The sequence below is a fragment of the Xanthomonas sp. MUS 060 genome, assembly GCF_000963215.1.
Taxonomy (GTDB): Bacteria; Pseudomonadota; Gammaproteobacteria; order Xanthomonadales; family Xanthomonadaceae; genus Xanthomonas_A.
In genome coordinates, this window is the sequence record NZ_JZIM01000003.1 from 24290 (window position 1) to 40092 (window position 15803).

The window sequence follows — 15803 nt, forward strand, 5'->3', positions numbered from 1 at the left end:
CGGCCGGGGAAAGAGCGGATGCGCCATCGCATCCGATGGATGCGGTCAGGATGCGACCAGGGCAAATGGTCTCAAGCCCGCAGAATCTCGCCGCTGATCGCGTCGCGGATCGGGGTCGGTTGGGCCAGGCCACCCGTTTCGCCGTGGATCACGCCGTCGAGTTCGGCCAGCAACCGCGGATCCAGTTCCTCGCGTTGCCGTGCCGGTGGTTCGCCGCCGCGGTTGGCACTGGTGGAAACCAGACCACCTGCCCAGTTGCGGCACAGTTCGGCCACCAGTGGATGTGCGCTGATGCGCACGGCGATGCCGTTGTGCGTGCCGGTGATCCAGGGCGGGGCCTGTGCGGCGGCGGGAAGGATCCAGGTATGTGGGCCTGGCCAAGTGGCCAATACCGTAGCGAGCCGCTCGGGCGGCAGCGCCGACAGGTCGAGCAGTGGACGCAGCGCATCGAGTTCGGCACCGACCACGATCAGGCCCTTTTCCACTGGGCGCTGCTTGATCCGCAGCAGGCGGTTCACCGCCGCCGCGTCGTATGGATCGCAGCCCAGGCCCCAGACGGCTTCGGTGGGATAGGCAATAACGCCGCCCTGGCGCAGGACGGTGATGGCTTGGCTCAGCGACAGATCGGTCATGTGTGCATCATGCGGTACGTGCTGGTGTTCGAACAATGCGCGCGTCTGCGGCGCGAGTGGGTCTCGTGGCCGACATCGTGCCGTAACGCATCAGCATGCCTCATGGCGCGCGTGCCGAAGCCCTGGCGGTGGAATCAAGCCTCTTTTTTGGCGACTTTGGCGACGGTCTTCTTGGCTACTTTTTTCGCTGCTTTCTTGACGGTTTTCTTCGTCGCTTTCTTGGCCGCCTTCTTCGCGGCTGGCTTGGCTGGTGTATCGGCGACGGTCTTCTTGGCCGGGCTCTTCTTCGGTGCGGCTTCCTTCTTGGCAGCGACCTTCTTGGCGCCGAATCCGCGGCGCACGGGCTTACCCGTCTCCTCAAGCAGCTTCTGTACCTCGTCCAGGGTCAGACTGGAGGGTTCGCGGTCCTTGGGGATCTTGCCGTTGAGCTTGCCATCGCTGATGTACGGGCCGAAACGGCCGTTGAGCACCTGAATATCGCTGTCGGGGAATTGCTTGATGATGCGGTTGCGCGCGATTTCTTCCTTCTCCTCGATCAGGAAGACGGCGCGCGCCAGATCGATGGTGTAGGGGTCGTCTTCTTTTTTCAACGAGGCGTAGACGCTGCCACGCTTGGCGAACGGGCCGAAGCGGCCGATACCGACACTGACGTCCTCGCCCTTGTCCTGGCCGAGCTGGCGCGGCATCAGGAACAGCTCCAATGCCTCCTCCAGGGTGATCGTGTGCATGCTCTGGCCCGGACGCAGCGAGGCGAACTTGGGCTTGTCCTCGGCATCCTCGGCGGTGCTGCCGATCGCCGCATACGGCCCGAACCGGCCCAGACGCACGCTGACCGGTTTGCCGGTCTTGGGGTCGGTGCCGAGCTCGCGCGCGCCGGTGGCCTCGGAGCGGTCCACCGATTCCTTTTTCTCCTCGACCAGTTCCTTGAACGGACCCCAGAACTTCTCCATCAACGGCCGCCATTCTTCTTCGCCGCGCGACACCGCGTCCAGGTCGTCCTCGAGCTTGGCGGTGAAGTCGTAGTCGACATAGCGGGTGAAGTGGCCGGACAGGAACTTGCTCACCGCACGGCCGACGTCGGTCGGGCGGAAGCGGCGCGCGTCCAGTTCCACGTACTTGCGGAACGTCAGGGTCTGGATGATCGAGGCGTAGGTCGAGGGCCGGCCGATGCCGTATTCCTCCAGCGTCTTGACCAGCGAGGCTTCGGAGTAGCGCGGCGGTGGCTCGGTGAAGTGCTGGTCGGCGTGAATACGGTCCAGCGGGATGCGGTCGCCGGGCTTCATCGCCGGCAGTTTACGGCCTTCGTCCTCGTCCTCGGCAGCCTTCTGGTCCTTGCCTTCCTCGTACACCGCCAGGAAGCCCGGGTCGATCACCGTGGTGCCGCTGGCACGGAAGCTATGCTCGCTGCCGGCAGCCAGTTCCACGGTGACGGTGTTCATCGTCGCTGGCACCATCTGGCAGGCCACGGCGCGTTTCCAGATCAGTTCGTACAGGCGGCGGCCATCGTCGTCCAGGTACTTGGCCATCTGCGCTGGCGTGCGCAGTGCGCTGGTCGGGCGGATCGCCTCGTGTGCTTCTTGCGCGTTCTTGGACTTGGTCTGGTAAGTGTTGGGCTTGTCCGGTAATGCGCTGGTGCCGAAGTCGCGTGCGATCACGTCGCGGATTTCCACCAGCGCGTCCTGCGACAGGTTCACCGAGTCGGTACGCATGTAGCTGATCAGGCCGACGGTGCCCTCGTCGCCGACGGTCACACCTTCGTACAGTTTCTGCGCCACGCGCATGGTGCGGCTGGTGGTGAAACCGAGCTTGCGCGAGGCTTCCTGCTGCAAGGTGGAGGTGGTGAACGGTGGCGCCGGACGGCGCTTGCGTTCCTTGCTGGTCACGTCGGTGACGTGCAGCGCGCCTTGTGCGGCCTTCTGCAGACGCATCCGCGCGTCTTCGGCGGTGGTGCCGTCGGTGATGGTGAATTGTTCGAATTTCTGCCCGTCGAGCTTGACCAGTTTGGCGGCGAACGGCTGCGACGGATGCGCGCATTCTGCGCCGATGCTCCAGTACTCACGCGCGACGAAGGCTTCGATTTCCTCCTCGCGCTCGACGATCATGCGCAACGCTGGCGACTGCACACGACCGGCGGACAGGCCGCGCTGCACTTTGCGCCACAGCACCGGCGAGAGGTTGAAGCCGACCAGGTAATCCAGTGCGCGCCGCGCTTGTTGCGCATCGACCAGGTCGCCGGCGATCTGCCGCGGATGCGCCATGGCTTCCTTGATCGCGCGTGGGGTGATCTCGGTGAACACCACGCGATGCAGCGGCTTGCCCTTGAGCAGGCCGCGCTCTTGCAGAATTTCGGCGATGTGCCAACTGATCGCCTCGCCCTCGCGGTCCGGGTCGGTTGCCAGATAGATGTCGTCGGCCGCCTTTGCGGCCTTGGCAATGGCGTCGACGTGTTTCTCGTTCTTGTCGATCAGCGCGTAGCGCATCGCAAAGCCGTCGTCCGGATCGACCGCGCCTTCTTTTGGAATCAGGTCGCGCACGTGCCCATACGAGGCCAGGACATGGAAATCCTTGCCGAGGTATTTGTTGATCGTCTTTGCCTTGGCGGGCGATTCGACGATGAGCAGGTGTTTGGACATGGGGCGTCGGGCTTCGATGGACGGGGGCGGTGGATGCCCCGGGGCGGTAGGGTGGCGCAATTGCTCCGGTTAGTGAAGCGCTGCGGTGTCGCATGGATGCCTTTACCCGGGGCAGATATCCCGAGCGTTCAGCTAAGTTGCTTATTTATTAGTGCTCATGTCTGGCGTCTGCTGTCAAGCTGGGACGGTTGCGCCATGCGGTCGGGTGCCCCGTTTTGTTGGCGTTGTTGTCACAGCGCAGAGCGCTCAGTGCAATTTGCCCTGGGCGGCTAGGCTGATCAACAACAGCGCTATCAGCAGTGCCAACGCCGATATCAGGATGCCGAACAGCGTCAGGGTCACCACAGTGGCCGTGCCGAGCTTGCGTTGCTGCCGCTCTGGATGGTCGGTGTAGGCCCATTTGTCCACGACCAGGGTATCGCAGAGCATGTCATGCAGGGCCTGCTTGCGCTCGGTGAAGGCGGCCATCAGGAAGCCGAGGCCGATAGTCATGCCGCTCAGCATGAAGCCGAAGTAGCGACCGATGGCCCGGGCAAAGCTGATGCGGCTGCCATCGCCGCGGACCACCTTGATGCCGATTACCATCTTGCCCAGCGTTGCCTGCTTGGTGGAGCTGTGGCACAGGCCGTAATAGAGCGCCAAGATTGTCAGTTGCAGTAGGTATATCGCCAGCAGCATGGTGATGCCGGTGGCGGTCGAAGGATTAGGAGGATTGCGGAAGCCGTGAGCGCCAAAGAAGGCGAGCATGATCACAAACTGGATCCCATTGGCGACGGTGCTGACCAGCGCGCCGTCGATCAGATGGGCGGCGACGCGCTTCCAAAAGCCGGCTTGCACCACCTCGCCGCACGAGTCACTGTCTGACCATGCGCTGGCCGCAGTGGATTGCGCCCCAACAGGTCTGGCTACTTTCCAGGCATCGGGTAGCGTCTGGTCTGACTGCGGAGCCGTTGGCGGCGTGTCTGCCATCGTGTGCGCTGGTGGCTGAGTCAGGTCGAGCTCGTCGGCGCACTCGGCCAGCTTGCGCCACGCGCTGAGGCCATCCCGCCAAACCAGAGTGGACAGGTTGATCTCGCCGCGCTGGAAGCACTGTTGCAAGTCGGTGGCTGGCATCGGTCCATGTTGCTGCTGCGCCGCATCGGCGTAGTACCACTCACGCATGTGCATCCCCGGATTGTTGTCGAAAAAAGTGCGCTGTTCACTGGCCGTGGCACTGAGTAGGCAGCTCACGGTGGTTTAGGCTGACGCCTTGGCAATGAGCAGGCAGGTCGTGTTGGTTTAGGCTGGAGCTGCAGTGCCACGTGGAGCTTCGCGCATCGTAGTCCAGCCACAGTGCTTTGCCATCGAGCCTGCTGTGGTTGGGTGTGCGCAGTGTGGCTTCCAGGCCGCAGTGGCCGTTGTCGAGGCGGCCGATGCGGACCTGGCCGATCAAGGGCATGGTGTCGTGTTGTGACATGCCGAAATCAATATCGTTATTCGTTGCGCAACGCGGATGTTGTGTAGCGAACTTGGCGATTTCGGTCTGTAGTGGTGTCAGGCTGCCGAGTGCCAGGGTGACCTGTGAGCGCGCCAGATAGCTTTGATAAAGCGGGATGGCGATGGCGGCGAGAATGGCCAGTACCGGTATCAGTGCGACGCCCGCACCGACTGCGACGATGGCGGCGATAGCGCAACCGGGCAAACCACGGTGCCGTGCAGGTGCCTTCGTCTTTGGGCTGGATGCGGCTGGAGCTGCAGTGCCACGTGGAGCTTCGCGCATCGTAGTCCAGCCACAGTGCTTTGCCATCGAGCCTGCTGTGGTTGGGTGTGCGCAGTGTGGCTTCCAGGCCGCAGTGGCCGTTGTCGAGGCGGCCGATGCGGACCTGGCCGATCAAGGGCATGGTGTCGTGTTGTGACATGCCGAAATCAATATCGTTATTCGTTGCGCAACGCGGATGTTGTGTAGCGAACTTGGCGATTTCGGTCTGTAGTGGTGTCAGGCTGCCGAGTGCCAGGGTGACCTGTGAGCGCGCCAGATAGCTTTGATAAAGCGGGATGGCGATGGCGGCGAGAATGGCCAGTACCGGTATCAGTGCGACGCCCGCACCGACTGCGACGATGGCGGCGATAGCGCAACCGGGCAAACCACGGTGCCGTGCAGGTGCCTTCGTCTTTGGGCTGGATGCGCGTGCATCCAGCGGCGGCAATGGTGGTGGTGTCGCCGGGAGGCGTAGCTCAAGTTCTAAAGCGACGGTATGCAGTGGCTGCCACCAGATCATGCCCTCGCGCCAGACCAAGTTGTCGCGAGTTAGTAAGCCTTCGTCCAGCCGTGTGCGCAGCGTTTGTGCACTCAGCGGGCCGTGCCGCTCGCGTGCTGCGTCTATGTAATGCCAGAGAATGTTGGCGTCTTTTGTGTGCATCCGTGCAATCGCCGTCTAGTGTCTCAGTGCAGTGGCTCGGGTTCGTCGACGAACATCTGCGTCTCCATCCATGCGTAGGCCGCCTCGGCGCCGGGCTGGTTGAACAGAACCATCAGCACCACCCATTTCAGGTCGTCCAGATCCAGTTCGTCCTGGTCCAGTGCCATGGCGCGGTCCAGCACCAACTCGCGCTGATCGCTGTCCAGGATGCCGTGTTGTTCCAGGAACAGCAGAAAACCGCGGCATTCCACATCCAGCTTATCCAGCTCCGGTCCGTGATAGAGCCGGATCGGGCCGTCGATGCGCGGTTGCGCCACCGCCGGGCGCTGATCTGCCAGGGCATCGAGCCAGTCGAACGCCTTGCTGATTTCGGTGGGGCTGAAACCTGCCTGGATCAGGCCATTCTGGAGGGAGTCGCGATCACGAACCGGGTCCGCGTCTTCGCTGAAATAGTGTTCGAACAGGTACAACAATACATCCAGAATGCTCTCTTTCATTGCCCCTCGGCCTGCGTCGGCAGACGCTGTGGAGGTGAAGAAACTAGGTTTTGCGGGTGTAACGACCGCGTTCAACCGCCACGTAGCCATCCAGTTCCATGGTCAGCAGCATGGAGGACACCGCTGCAGCCGTCAATCCGCTGCGTATGATCAGGGAATCCATACAGATGGGGTCGTGTCCCAACGCCTGCCACAAGCGCTGGTAGTCGGGGTCGGGGAAGTCTGGTGCGGCATGGTGGTCGCTGCCATTTCCTTGGATGGGGGTGGACAGGCGTCCGCGCAAGGCGGCTGCCAGTTCGGCGGCTAATGGCGCGATACCGGTCAGGACCTCCTCGGCGCTTTCCACCAGCCCGGCGCCATCGCGAATCAGGCGATGGCAGCCGCGTGCCAGGGGGTTGTGGATCGAGCCGGGAAGTGCGAAGACCTCGCGCCCGGCTTCGCTGGACAAGCGCGCGGTGATCAGCGCGCCCGAGCGTGTGGCGGCCTCGATGACGACGGTTGCCAGGCTCAGCCCGGCGATGATGCGGTTGCGGGCCGGGAAGTGGCCGGCTCTTGGCGGTGTGCCTGGTGGATATTCGCTGATCACCGCGCCATGTGCCGCAATGCGCTCGCGCAGTTCCGCGTTTTGGCGCGGGTAGGCTAGATCAGGGCCGGTGCCGACCACGGCGAGGGTGAGGCCGCCCTGGTGCGATAGTACGGCGGTGTGTGCGGCGGCATCGATTCCGGCGGCCATGCCGCTTGTCACCGCGATTCCGGCTGTCGCTAGCGCTAGGGCGAAGCATGCGGCATTGTCGCGCCCGCCTGCGCTGGGAGCGCGGCTGCCAACGATAGCCACCGCCGGGTGCCACATGACGGAGGGATCACCGTCCACGTACAGCGCTAATGGTGGGTTCGGTGCGCGCAGCAGCAGTGCCGGGTAATCCGGGTCGTGGCAGCCGAGCAGGTGTCGGCGTGGCTCGGCCAGCCAACGTTGTGCGGTATCGAGTGCGTCTTGATCGGGCTGGCGCAGCGCCGCGATCTGTGCGGGTTCTAGGCCGGCAGCGCGCCAGGCGATGGGTCCCGCATCCAGGGCGGCTGCAGGACTGCCGTGGTGCTGTAGCAGATGTCGGCGTGGGGCGCAGGCGCCGCCGGCCAGCGAGAGTGCCAGCAATGCGGCATCGTCTTCGTCCGGGTGTGGAGATTGGGGTGGATGGGACATGCACCCAGACTAGGCCGCAAAGACGGGCGGCGCCCTTGGGCGCAGCCTGTTTCTATCGTAGGACTACCCCGCGTGCGCGGGTCAGTGTGCGTCCGGATGCTTGGCGTCGTAGCCGATGCGAGTGGGTTTGATGCCGTCCATCACCAGCGCATAGCTGACCTTGTCGAAGGTGCGGAACACCATGGCATGGGCGGCGTATTCGTCCGGCAGCGCCACGCTGCCGCTGCCACCGGTGAATCCGTCGTTGGCGCGCGAGGTGTTGGGGCGAGCCAGGCGGTCGTTGACTCGCGTGCCATGACGCCACAGCGAGACCACACTGCCGTTGTCGATGCCCTCGCGACGGCCGCCGGATAGGGCGATTACATCGCGTGGGCCGGCTGCGCTGAACGCGTCAGCCACCGCCAGCACGCGAATTCCGGCCGCCAGTGCCTGCTCGGATGCTGGATGCGGTACGAATTGCAGATCGTATGGGTGTGCCTCGACCGCGATCAAACGGTCGCCGGCGCGCACTTCGCGCGCGCTGTCCTGCAGCAACAGGGTGGTGGCCTGGTTGTCGTTGCCTGACGCGCGCGTGACAGTGCCAATGTTGACCTGGGCCAGTTCGTAGCCCAGTGATTCACGGCGCTTGTCCGGTGGCACGAAGTTCTGCCAGAGGTTGCCGCTGCCCGGGATGCTGCGGCCTGTGCTGTCGAGGTCGTCGCTGAGCTTGGGCAGGACGTAGCGCACGGTCGGGCGCACGATGGCATAGCGCTGTCCGACCTGGGACGTCCCCAGCCCGACGGCGTAGACCAGTTGTCCGGTGGTGGCGCGCATGCGGTTGTCTTCAAGGCCGACCACATAGGGCAGGCCGTCGATGCGGTCGACCACGCGCAGATTCTTCAGGAACGGTTCGACCTGGGAGAGTGGGATCGCATCGATCGGTGCCTCCTGGCGTGGCCCTGGTTTGATCTCGGCGTGGGCGACCCGATCCAGATAAGCCAGGCTGAGGACGTCGCCGGGGTAGATCAGATGCGGATTGCGTACCTGGGGGTTGGCCTGCCAGATTTCCGGCCACAACCAGGGTTTGCCGAGGAAGCGCCCGGCAATGTCCCAAAGGGTGTCGCCTTTGCGCACCACATAGGTATCTGGATGCTCGGCGGCGATGCTCGCGGAAGCGGCGTAGATCGCCACGGTGAACATCGCGACGGCGACGACCGTACGGAGTCGATTTAACATAAGGACGGAGCCTGATTCCCCAACAGGTTGGCGCACTATAGTCCAGAACCATGGGCGCGGCGCAAGCGCCCAGCTCAGAAACGGGTAGAATCTGCGAGGTCTTGCCGAATTGTCCGGCGCCCCCATCTTGGGTACCGCTATGGCCCTGCTTCCTATTCTCGAGTTTCCAGATTCGCGCCTGCGTACCAAGGCCGAGCCCGTCGATCCTGCCCAAATCACCAGTGTGGCCTTCCAACATTTGCTCGACGACATGTTCGACACCATGTACGACGCGCCCGGTATCGGCCTGGCGGCCAGCCAGGTGGACGTGCACAAGCGCTTCATGGTGATCGATGTGAGCGAGGAGAAAAATGATCCGCAGGTGTTCGTCAATCCGCAGATCGTGCAGCGCGAAGGCGAGCAGGTGCACCAAGAGGGCTGTTTGTCGGTGCCTGGGATCTACGCCGATGTGACCCGCTCCGAGTCCATCACCGTGCGCTACCTCGACCGTCAGGGCCAGCCGCAGGAGTTGACCACCGACGGCCTGCTGGCAGTGTGCGTGCAGCACGAGATGGATCACCTCGACGGTAAGTTGTTTGTCGACTACCTGTCCCCGCTCAAGCGGGAAATGGTGCGCAAGAAGCTGGCGAAGGCACGCAAGCACGTGGCCTGAGAGCTTGGCAGTGACCTGCCTGGTGTGGGCGCGGTAGCGCCGCTGTTGGGTTGGTCGCGGCCTGCCCTGGCGCATTTCTCTTTTCCTTTTCCGACATCCTTCGCCAATGAGAATCGTCTTTGCCGGTACGCCGGATTTCGCCGTGCCGTCGTTGCGTGCGGCTGCGCAGCGCCATGAGGTCGTCGCGGTCTACACCCAGCCCGACCGGCCTGCTGGTCGTGGTCGTGGTGTGACCCCCTCGCCGGTCAAGTTGGAAGCGGTGGCACGCGGTATTCCGGTGTTGCAACCGAAGACCCTGCGTGCGCCGGAGTCGCTGCAGGCTCTGCGCGCGCTGCAACCAGACCTGATCGTGGTGGTCGCCTATGGCCTGATCCTGCCCAAGGCGGTGTTGGCCATTCCGACTCACGGTTGCTGGAATGTGCATGCCTCGCTACTCCCGCGTTGGCGTGGCGCCGCGCCGATCCAGCGCGCGATCGAGGCCGGGGATGCCGAGACCGGGGTGTGTCTGATGCAGATGGACGTCAGCCTGGACACCGGTCCGGTGCTGCTCTCGCAGCGCACTCCGATCGACGAGGCCGAGACCGGCGGGCAATTGCATGATCGCCTGGCTGTACTCGGTGCGCAGGTGTTGTCCGATGGTCTGGGACTGCTGCGTGCGGGATTGCGCCCGGTGGCGCAGCCGCAGCCAAAGACGGGTGTCACCTACGCGCACAAGCTGGACAAGGCGCAGGCGCGGTTGGATTGGCAGCAATCGGCAGCGCATCTGGCGCGGCAGGTGCGTGCCTTCACTCCGTGGCCGGTCGCTGAAGTTGTGCTGGCTGGCGAGCGGGTGCGAATACACGGTGCAATCGCCCTCGATCTGGCGCATAAGCAGCAGCCTGGCACCTTACTGACCGCGTCCAAGCAGGGCATCGACATCGCGTGTGGTCAGGGGGCGTTGCGCCTGCGTTTACTGCAGCGCGAGGGAGGTAAGACGATTACCGCAGCCGACTATCTCAACGCGCGGCGCGATCTGCAGGCATCGGTCTGAAGGGGCGAGTGCTGCGATGAGCGTGACGTCATCTCTCCCATTGCCGCCTGGCGTGGCGCCACGCGTTATCGCTGCCCGGGTGTTGGTGGCGGTGATGGATCGCGGTCGCTCGTTGAAGGCCGAACTTGCCGCTGCGCTGCCGGGGTTGCCCGATGCGCGGGACCGCGCGTTGGTGGAGGCGATCTGCTTCGCCGTGTTGCGCCGGCGTCCTGCCTACGAGGCGGCGCTGCGGTTGTGGCTGCAGAAGCAGTTGCCGCAACGCGATGCCGAATTGCGCGCCTTGCTGCTGGCTGGCTTCGCCCAGCTCGACGTGCTGGGGTTGGCGCCGCATGCCGCGCTGTCGGCGACGGTCGAGGCGACGCGTGCGCTGGAGCGTCCGCGTCAGGCCGGGTTGGTCAATGCGTTGCTGCGGCGCGCATTGCGCGACGGGTTGCCGGTGGTTGCCGCCGATGCCGGTTGGCCGCTGTGGTTGCGTGATGCGCTGTGCGCCGACTGGCCTGAACACGCCGAGGCGATCTTTGTCGCCAGCCAGCAACCTGCGCCGCTATGGCTGCGGGTCAACCGCCAGCGCGGCACGCGCGCGGCCTACCTGCAGGCGTTGGCCGATGCCGGCATCGCGGCGCAGGCCGCGCCGACACTCGCCGATGCGATCTGTCTGCATGTGCCGGTGGCAGTGAGCGCCCTGCCTGGTTTCGCCGACGGCTGGGTCTCGGTACAGGATGCCTCCGCGCAACAGGTCGCCGATGTGCTGGCGCCTGCACCGGGTGCGCGCGTGCTCGACGCCTGCGCTGCGCCTGGCGGCAAATCCGCGCATTTGCTCGAACGCGATCCGACGCTGTGCCTGACCGCGTTGGACGTGGACGCCAGGCGTCTGCAGCGCGTGCGCGAGACATTCGAGCGTATCGGGAGCGGGACGCAGGCTCGGCTGCAGGCCGCCGACACGGCGCAGCCGCAGACATGGTGGGATGGGGTGCCGTTCGACGCGGTGCTGCTTGATGCGCCGTGCTCGGCCACCGGCATCGTGCGTCGTCAGCCGGACGTGCTGTTGCACCGGCGACGCGAGGACCTGATCGCGTTGCAAGCGCTGCAGGCGCGCCTGCTGGATGCCGGCTGGCAGGTGCTGCGGCCGGGTGGAGTGCTGGTCTATGCCACCTGTTCGCTGCTGCAGGATGAGAATGCGCGGCAGTTGCAGGCGATGTTGGCGCGGCACGCGGACGCGGTGCTGGAGGATCCGGGCGCGGCTTGCGGGCATCCCAGTGGTGGCGGCCGCCAGCGTCTGCCTGGCGAGGAGGGCGCCGATGGGTTCTTCTACGCACGTTTGCGCAAGACGGCATGAACCGGCCCCGGTATCATCGCGCCCCATGCTGAAGACCCGCGCGTCCCGAGAGTTCTGGTTACTGGCTGTGCTGGCCTTGCTGGTGCTCGGGGCCGGCCTTGGTCTGCGCGATCCGCATCCGGCGGACGAGCCGCGCTTCGCCTTGGTCGCCAAGCAGATGGTGGAAAGTGGCGATTGGTTGTTCCCGCGTCGCGGGACCGAGTTGTACTCGGACAAGCCGCCGATGCTGATGTGGTTGCAAGCCAGCGTCTACACGTTGCTGGGAAACTGGCGGGTGGCGTTTCTACTGCCGTCGTTGCTGGCGGGATTGGGCACGCTGGCCTGCGTCTACGATCTGGGCCGGCGCCTGTGGACGCGTCGGGTCGGAATGTACGCGGCCTACGCGTTGTTGTTCGCCCTTCAATTCACCTACCAGGCGAAGAGGGCGCAAATCGATCCATTGGTGGTGTTCTACATCACCCTGGCCAACTACGCGCTGCTGCGCCACCTATTGCGCGGCCCGGATTGGCGGCTGTGGGCGTTAGGGTGGTTCGCTGCGGGCCTGGGTACGATCACCAAGGGCGTGGGCGCGCTGGCGTTGCTGATGGTGCTGCCGGCCGCAGCGGCCTCGCTGGCGCACTGGCGCGGTTGCCTCGTCGGTGTGCGTGATCGGCGCTTCTGGTTGGGGCCATTGGCGTTTCTGGTGGCGGTGTCGCTCTGGCTGGTGCCGATGGTGACGACCGCGTTGTCGGCGCACGCGCCGGAATACCGCGCCTATCTCAACGACATCCTGTTCCGGCAGACCGCCGGGCGCTATGCCAAGTCCTGGGACCATGCGCATGGGCCGCTGTACTTTTTCGGGGTGATGCCCAGCATGTGGTTGCCGGTGCTGCTGGCCTTGCCTTGGGCGATCCCGGCCTGGGCACGGCGCCTGCGTCGGCGCGATCCGCGTTACCTGTTGCCACTGGTGTGGTGGGGGCTGATCGTGCTGTTCTTCTCGATCCCCAGCGGTAAGCGCGATGTCTACGTTCTGCCGGCGTTGCCGATGCTGTGCCTGGCGATGGCGCCGCTGCTCCCCGGGTTGTTACGCAAGACCGGGATCAAGCATGTGTTGCGCGCTTTTACGGCGTTGCTGACGTTGGTCATCGGCGGCGTCGGTGTGGCGATCCTGTTCCATCATGGCTTCCGCGCGCGAATGATGGAGGAGCGCGGTATCGATTTGGCCGCTGTGCAGTTCCTGGGCTGGACGCTGTTGGTGATCGGGTTGTGGGGCGTGATTAGCCTGATGGTCTTTGCGCGGCGGCGTCCCGAACTGGCGATGGTGTCGCTGCTGACCCTGGTCTGGATGCTGGCTGGGTTGCTGGTCTATCCGCTGATCAACGTGTCCAGTTCTGCGCGTGGGGTGATGGACGCGGTCGGGCGCCGGATCGGTCCGAATGCCGAGCTTGGTTTGGTCGCATGGAAGGAGCAGAACCTGCTGATGGCCGACCGGCCTGCTGTTACCTTTGGCTTTGTTGTGCCATGGGACGAGCAATTGCGTCGTGGCATCGCTTGGCAGGCGCAGGCACCGCAACGGCGCTGGCTGCTGGTCCAGGACACGGCGATGCTGCGTTGTATCGAGCGTCGCGCTAGTACTTTGGTCGGTGCGTCCAATCGGCGGATGTGGTGGTTGGTTCCGGTCGCTGCGGTGCATGGTCCGTGCCAGGTCAACGACGATGACCGTGATCGCCTGCGCGAGCAGGAAAAGGACCGTTTCGAATGAGCTGTGCTCACACTCCTTGCTGGTGCCGCGGAGTCGGTGGCGGCGCGTGCGCTGCGCGGCAGGGAGGCGGTGCATGCGGCCGCGCCTGATCCGCGTCATCAGCCGTGATAACGGAAGCGGATTGAGTCGCGATCTGCAGTTGGTCGCCGAAACTTTACGCAGCAGTGGTCGCTATCGGGTCGAGGTGCTGGGGTTCGGCACCGTGCGCCTGTCCAATCGGTTGCGCGAACTGCGTCTGTGCTTGCACAGCTTGCTGTGCGGCCGCGCCGATCTGCAGATCTTCCTCGAGCGTGTGTATCCGCGCTGCTTGGTTAGTGGCCGCTGCAACGCGTTGGTGCCCAATCCGGAATGGTTCCTCACCAAGTGGCTGCGCTGGCTGCCTCGCTTCAAACAGGTGCTGTGCAAGACCCGCCAGGCCGAGCAGCGCTTCGCTACGATGGGGCCGGCGACCGCCTTCATCGGTTTCTGCAGCGACGACTGCTACTGCCCGGAGGTGCCGCGCGAGCGCGCCTGCTTGCATGTGGCAGGGCGCAGTACGGCCAAGGGCACCGCGTTATTGTTGCAGGCCTGGGCGCAGCATCCGGAGTGGCCGCGGCTGACGGTGGTGCAGAGCGCGAAGCGGCCGCATTCCATCCAGGCCGAAAACATCGATTATCTGACGGGTTATCTGGATCAGGGTGAATTGCGCCGCCTGCAGAACGCGCACCGTTTCCACCTGTGTCCGTCCGAGGTCGAGGGCTTCGGTCACTACATCATGGAGGCGATGAGCGTCGGCGCGGTGGTGATTACCACCAATGGCGCGCCGATGAACGAATTGGTGACTGCCGAGCGTGGACTACTGGTCGATCCGGTCGGTGAGGGCGTTGACAACCTCGGTGTGCGCTATCGCATCGACGTCGCTGGTATCGAACGCGCAGTCGCGCAGGCCCTGGCGCTGTCGCCGATGCAATGCGATGCCCTTGGCACGGCGGCGCGCGGATTCTTCGAATTGCGTCGACGCGAGTTTGGCGAATGTCTGCATGCCGCCGTGGCCGATTTGCTCGGTGAGGTTTTGCCGCCTGATCCGCCAAGCCGCAGTGATGACGACCTTGAACAGGTCAGGTCGGGTTGGGTTTCCGACTTGGATCATCCTGGATCCTGAACTTCTTCTAGCTGTCCTTTCGATGCCTCGATCCAGCGTGCCCCGCCATACCGTTTTCGCTCCCTTTCGCCAGGCACTTGCTGAACGTGGAGCAGCCCTGGCGTTGTTGTGCCTGCCGGCGCTGGTGGTGAGCCTGCGCAGCGGGCTGCTGCCGTTCGGTCTGTTGCTGCTGATCACCAGCCTGCTGGCGCTGCCTTGCCTGGGGCAGGCGGTGCGGCCATTGCAGCCCTCGTTGCGCTGGCTATGGATCCTGGCTGTGTTGGTGATCGGGGTGTCGCTGTACTCGGTGCTTCACTTCGGGCAGCCGCTGAAGGAAATGGATAACCGCACCCGCTTTCTGGTGTTGCCGTGGACAGCACTGTGGGTGTACGCGTTGCGCCCGCCGCAGCGACTGTTGTGGTGGGGGGCGTTGCTCGGCATCTTCGGTGCACTGCTGCTGGCCAGCGTGCAGGTGCTGCAGGGCCAGCCGCGCGCCGAGGGCTGGAGCAACGCCATCGTGCTGGCCGATGTGGTGCTGGCGCTGATGGTGTTGGCGGTATTCTGCCGTCCGCGCGGTTACTGGCCGTGGACGATCATCGCCATCGTGGCCGGTGGTGCGACCATCCTGCTCAGCGGTAGTCGCGGCGTGTGGCTGGGCGTGCTGCTGCTGCTGCTGGTCACCGCGCTGTGCGGCACGAGTTGGCGCAGTGGCGTAATCCGGCTGTTGATGCTGGCCGCGCTCGCCGCGCTGGCGGCGATTGTGGTCTTGAGCGTCCCCGCGCTGACCCGTCAGACCCGCCTGAGCGAATTGCATCGCGACGTGCAACGCTACGAGCAAGGCGATAGCGATTCCTCGGCGGGTGCGCGCATCGAGCGCTTGCAGGTGGCAGCGGCGACTTTCATCGAGCACCCATTGCTCGGTGTTGGCGTGGGTCGTTTCGATACGGCCATGTTGCGCCTGCCGGACTGCCGGCGTGCTACCTGGGTGGAGCGCTGCCATCTGGGGCACGCACACAACGATCTGGCCGAGTGGAGTGCGACCCTGGGCATCCCCGGCACAGTGTTGATCCTGATGATCTATGGCGTGCCGATGTGGCTGCTGGTGCGCCTATACCGACGGCGTCCGCAGCGCGAGTTCCATGGCCCTGCGGCGGCGGGGATCATGGTGGTTGTGGCTTATGTGTTGTGTGGCATGACCCAGTCGATGTTTGCGCACCAGGTGACGACCGGGTTTTACGTCGCGTTGGTCGGTGTGTTGATCGGCTTGGCGGCGCGCGAGGCCGCCGATGCCTCGGGCGCGACCGCTGAAGGCGCGGCGCGAAGCCGTTAGACTGCCATCCCGCATCTCGC

At 64.6% G+C, this 15803-nt stretch carries 13 protein-coding genes and 1 pseudogene; 6 read left to right on the forward strand and 8 right to left on the reverse strand.

The window, feature by feature from the left end; translation table 11 throughout:
* Positions 1–71: 71 nt before the first annotated feature.
* From XANALMUS060_RS04820 to XANALMUS060_RS04855, 8 genes and pseudogenes are all read right to left on the reverse strand, one after another.
* Entirely contained in the window at positions 72–632 is a 561-nt protein-coding gene (locus tag XANALMUS060_RS04820; protein WP_045737420.1) for a Sua5/YciO/YrdC/YwlC family protein, read from the reverse strand.
* Between the two features lie 134 nt (positions 633–766).
* Entirely contained in the window at positions 767–3265 is a 2499-nt protein-coding gene (locus XANALMUS060_RS04825) for a DNA topoisomerase I (protein ID WP_045737421.1), read from the reverse strand.
* A gap of 246 nt (positions 3266–3511) precedes the next feature.
* Positions 3512–4426 carry an RDD family protein gene (locus tag XANALMUS060_RS04830; RefSeq protein ID WP_045737578.1) on the reverse strand — a complete coding sequence of 305 codons (915 nt, stop codon included), beginning with the start codon at positions 4424–4426 and terminating at the stop codon, positions 3512–3514.
* Between the two features lie 37 nt (positions 4427–4463).
* Positions 4464–4946, reverse strand: coding sequence for a pilin (locus tag XANALMUS060_RS18295; RefSeq protein WP_235430361.1), 483 nt, complete (start codon positions 4944–4946; stop codon positions 4464–4466).
* A gap of 46 nt (positions 4947–4992) precedes the next feature.
* Positions 4993–5664, reverse strand: a pseudogene (locus XANALMUS060_RS04840) (GYF domain-containing protein); the annotation flags it as partial.
* A 23-nt stretch (positions 5665–5687) separates the two neighbouring features.
* Positions 5688–6161 (reverse strand): DUF494 family protein, encoded by a 474-nt coding sequence (locus tag XANALMUS060_RS04845; RefSeq protein WP_045728594.1) that lies wholly within the window; start codon positions 6159–6161, stop codon positions 5688–5690.
* Positions 6162–6204: 43 nt separating this feature from the next.
* The gene (gene dprA / locus XANALMUS060_RS04850; protein WP_045737422.1) at positions 6205–7359 is read right to left on the reverse strand and encodes a DNA-processing protein DprA; all 1155 of its coding nucleotides are present in this window, start codon (positions 7357–7359) and stop codon (positions 6205–6207) included.
* 81 nt (positions 7360–7440) lie between these two features.
* A complete protein-coding gene (locus tag XANALMUS060_RS04855) occupies positions 7441–8574 on the reverse strand; it encodes a LysM peptidoglycan-binding domain-containing protein (RefSeq protein ID WP_045737423.1) in 1134 nt (377 codons plus the stop codon).
* A gap of 139 nt (positions 8575–8713) precedes the next feature.
* Here XANALMUS060_RS04855 and def point away from each other — a divergent pair, with 139 nt between their 5' ends.
* The 6 genes from def (at position 8714) to XANALMUS060_RS04885 (ending at position 15783) form a co-directional block, all read left to right on the forward strand.
* Positions 8714–9226, forward strand: coding sequence for a peptide deformylase (def, locus tag XANALMUS060_RS04860; protein ID WP_045737424.1), 513 nt, complete (start codon positions 8714–8716; stop codon positions 9224–9226).
* A gap of 106 nt (positions 9227–9332) precedes the next feature.
* Positions 9333–10256 (forward strand): methionyl-tRNA formyltransferase, encoded by a 924-nt coding sequence (fmt, locus tag XANALMUS060_RS04865; RefSeq protein ID WP_045737425.1) that lies wholly within the window; start codon positions 9333–9335, stop codon positions 10254–10256.
* A 16-nt stretch (positions 10257–10272) separates the two neighbouring features.
* Positions 10273–11592 carry a 16S rRNA (cytosine(967)-C(5))-methyltransferase RsmB gene (gene rsmB / locus XANALMUS060_RS04870; RefSeq protein ID WP_045737426.1) on the forward strand — a complete coding sequence of 440 codons (1320 nt, stop codon included), beginning with the start codon at positions 10273–10275 and terminating at the stop codon, positions 11590–11592.
* A 25-nt stretch (positions 11593–11617) separates the two neighbouring features.
* Positions 11618–13333, forward strand: a complete 1716-nt coding sequence (locus tag XANALMUS060_RS04875) for a glycosyltransferase family 39 protein (RefSeq protein ID WP_045737427.1) — start codon at positions 11618–11620, stop codon at positions 13331–13333.
* Positions 13334–13406: 73 nt separating this feature from the next.
* The gene (locus tag XANALMUS060_RS04880) at positions 13407–14474 is read left to right on the forward strand and encodes a glycosyltransferase (protein WP_045737428.1); all 1068 of its coding nucleotides are present in this window, start codon (positions 13407–13409) and stop codon (positions 14472–14474) included.
* A 37-nt stretch (positions 14475–14511) separates the two neighbouring features.
* Complete coding sequence (locus tag XANALMUS060_RS04885; protein WP_235430363.1) at positions 14512–15783, forward strand: O-antigen ligase; 1272 nt, start codon at positions 14512–14514, stop codon at positions 15781–15783.
* Positions 15784–15803: the final 20 nt, after the last annotated feature.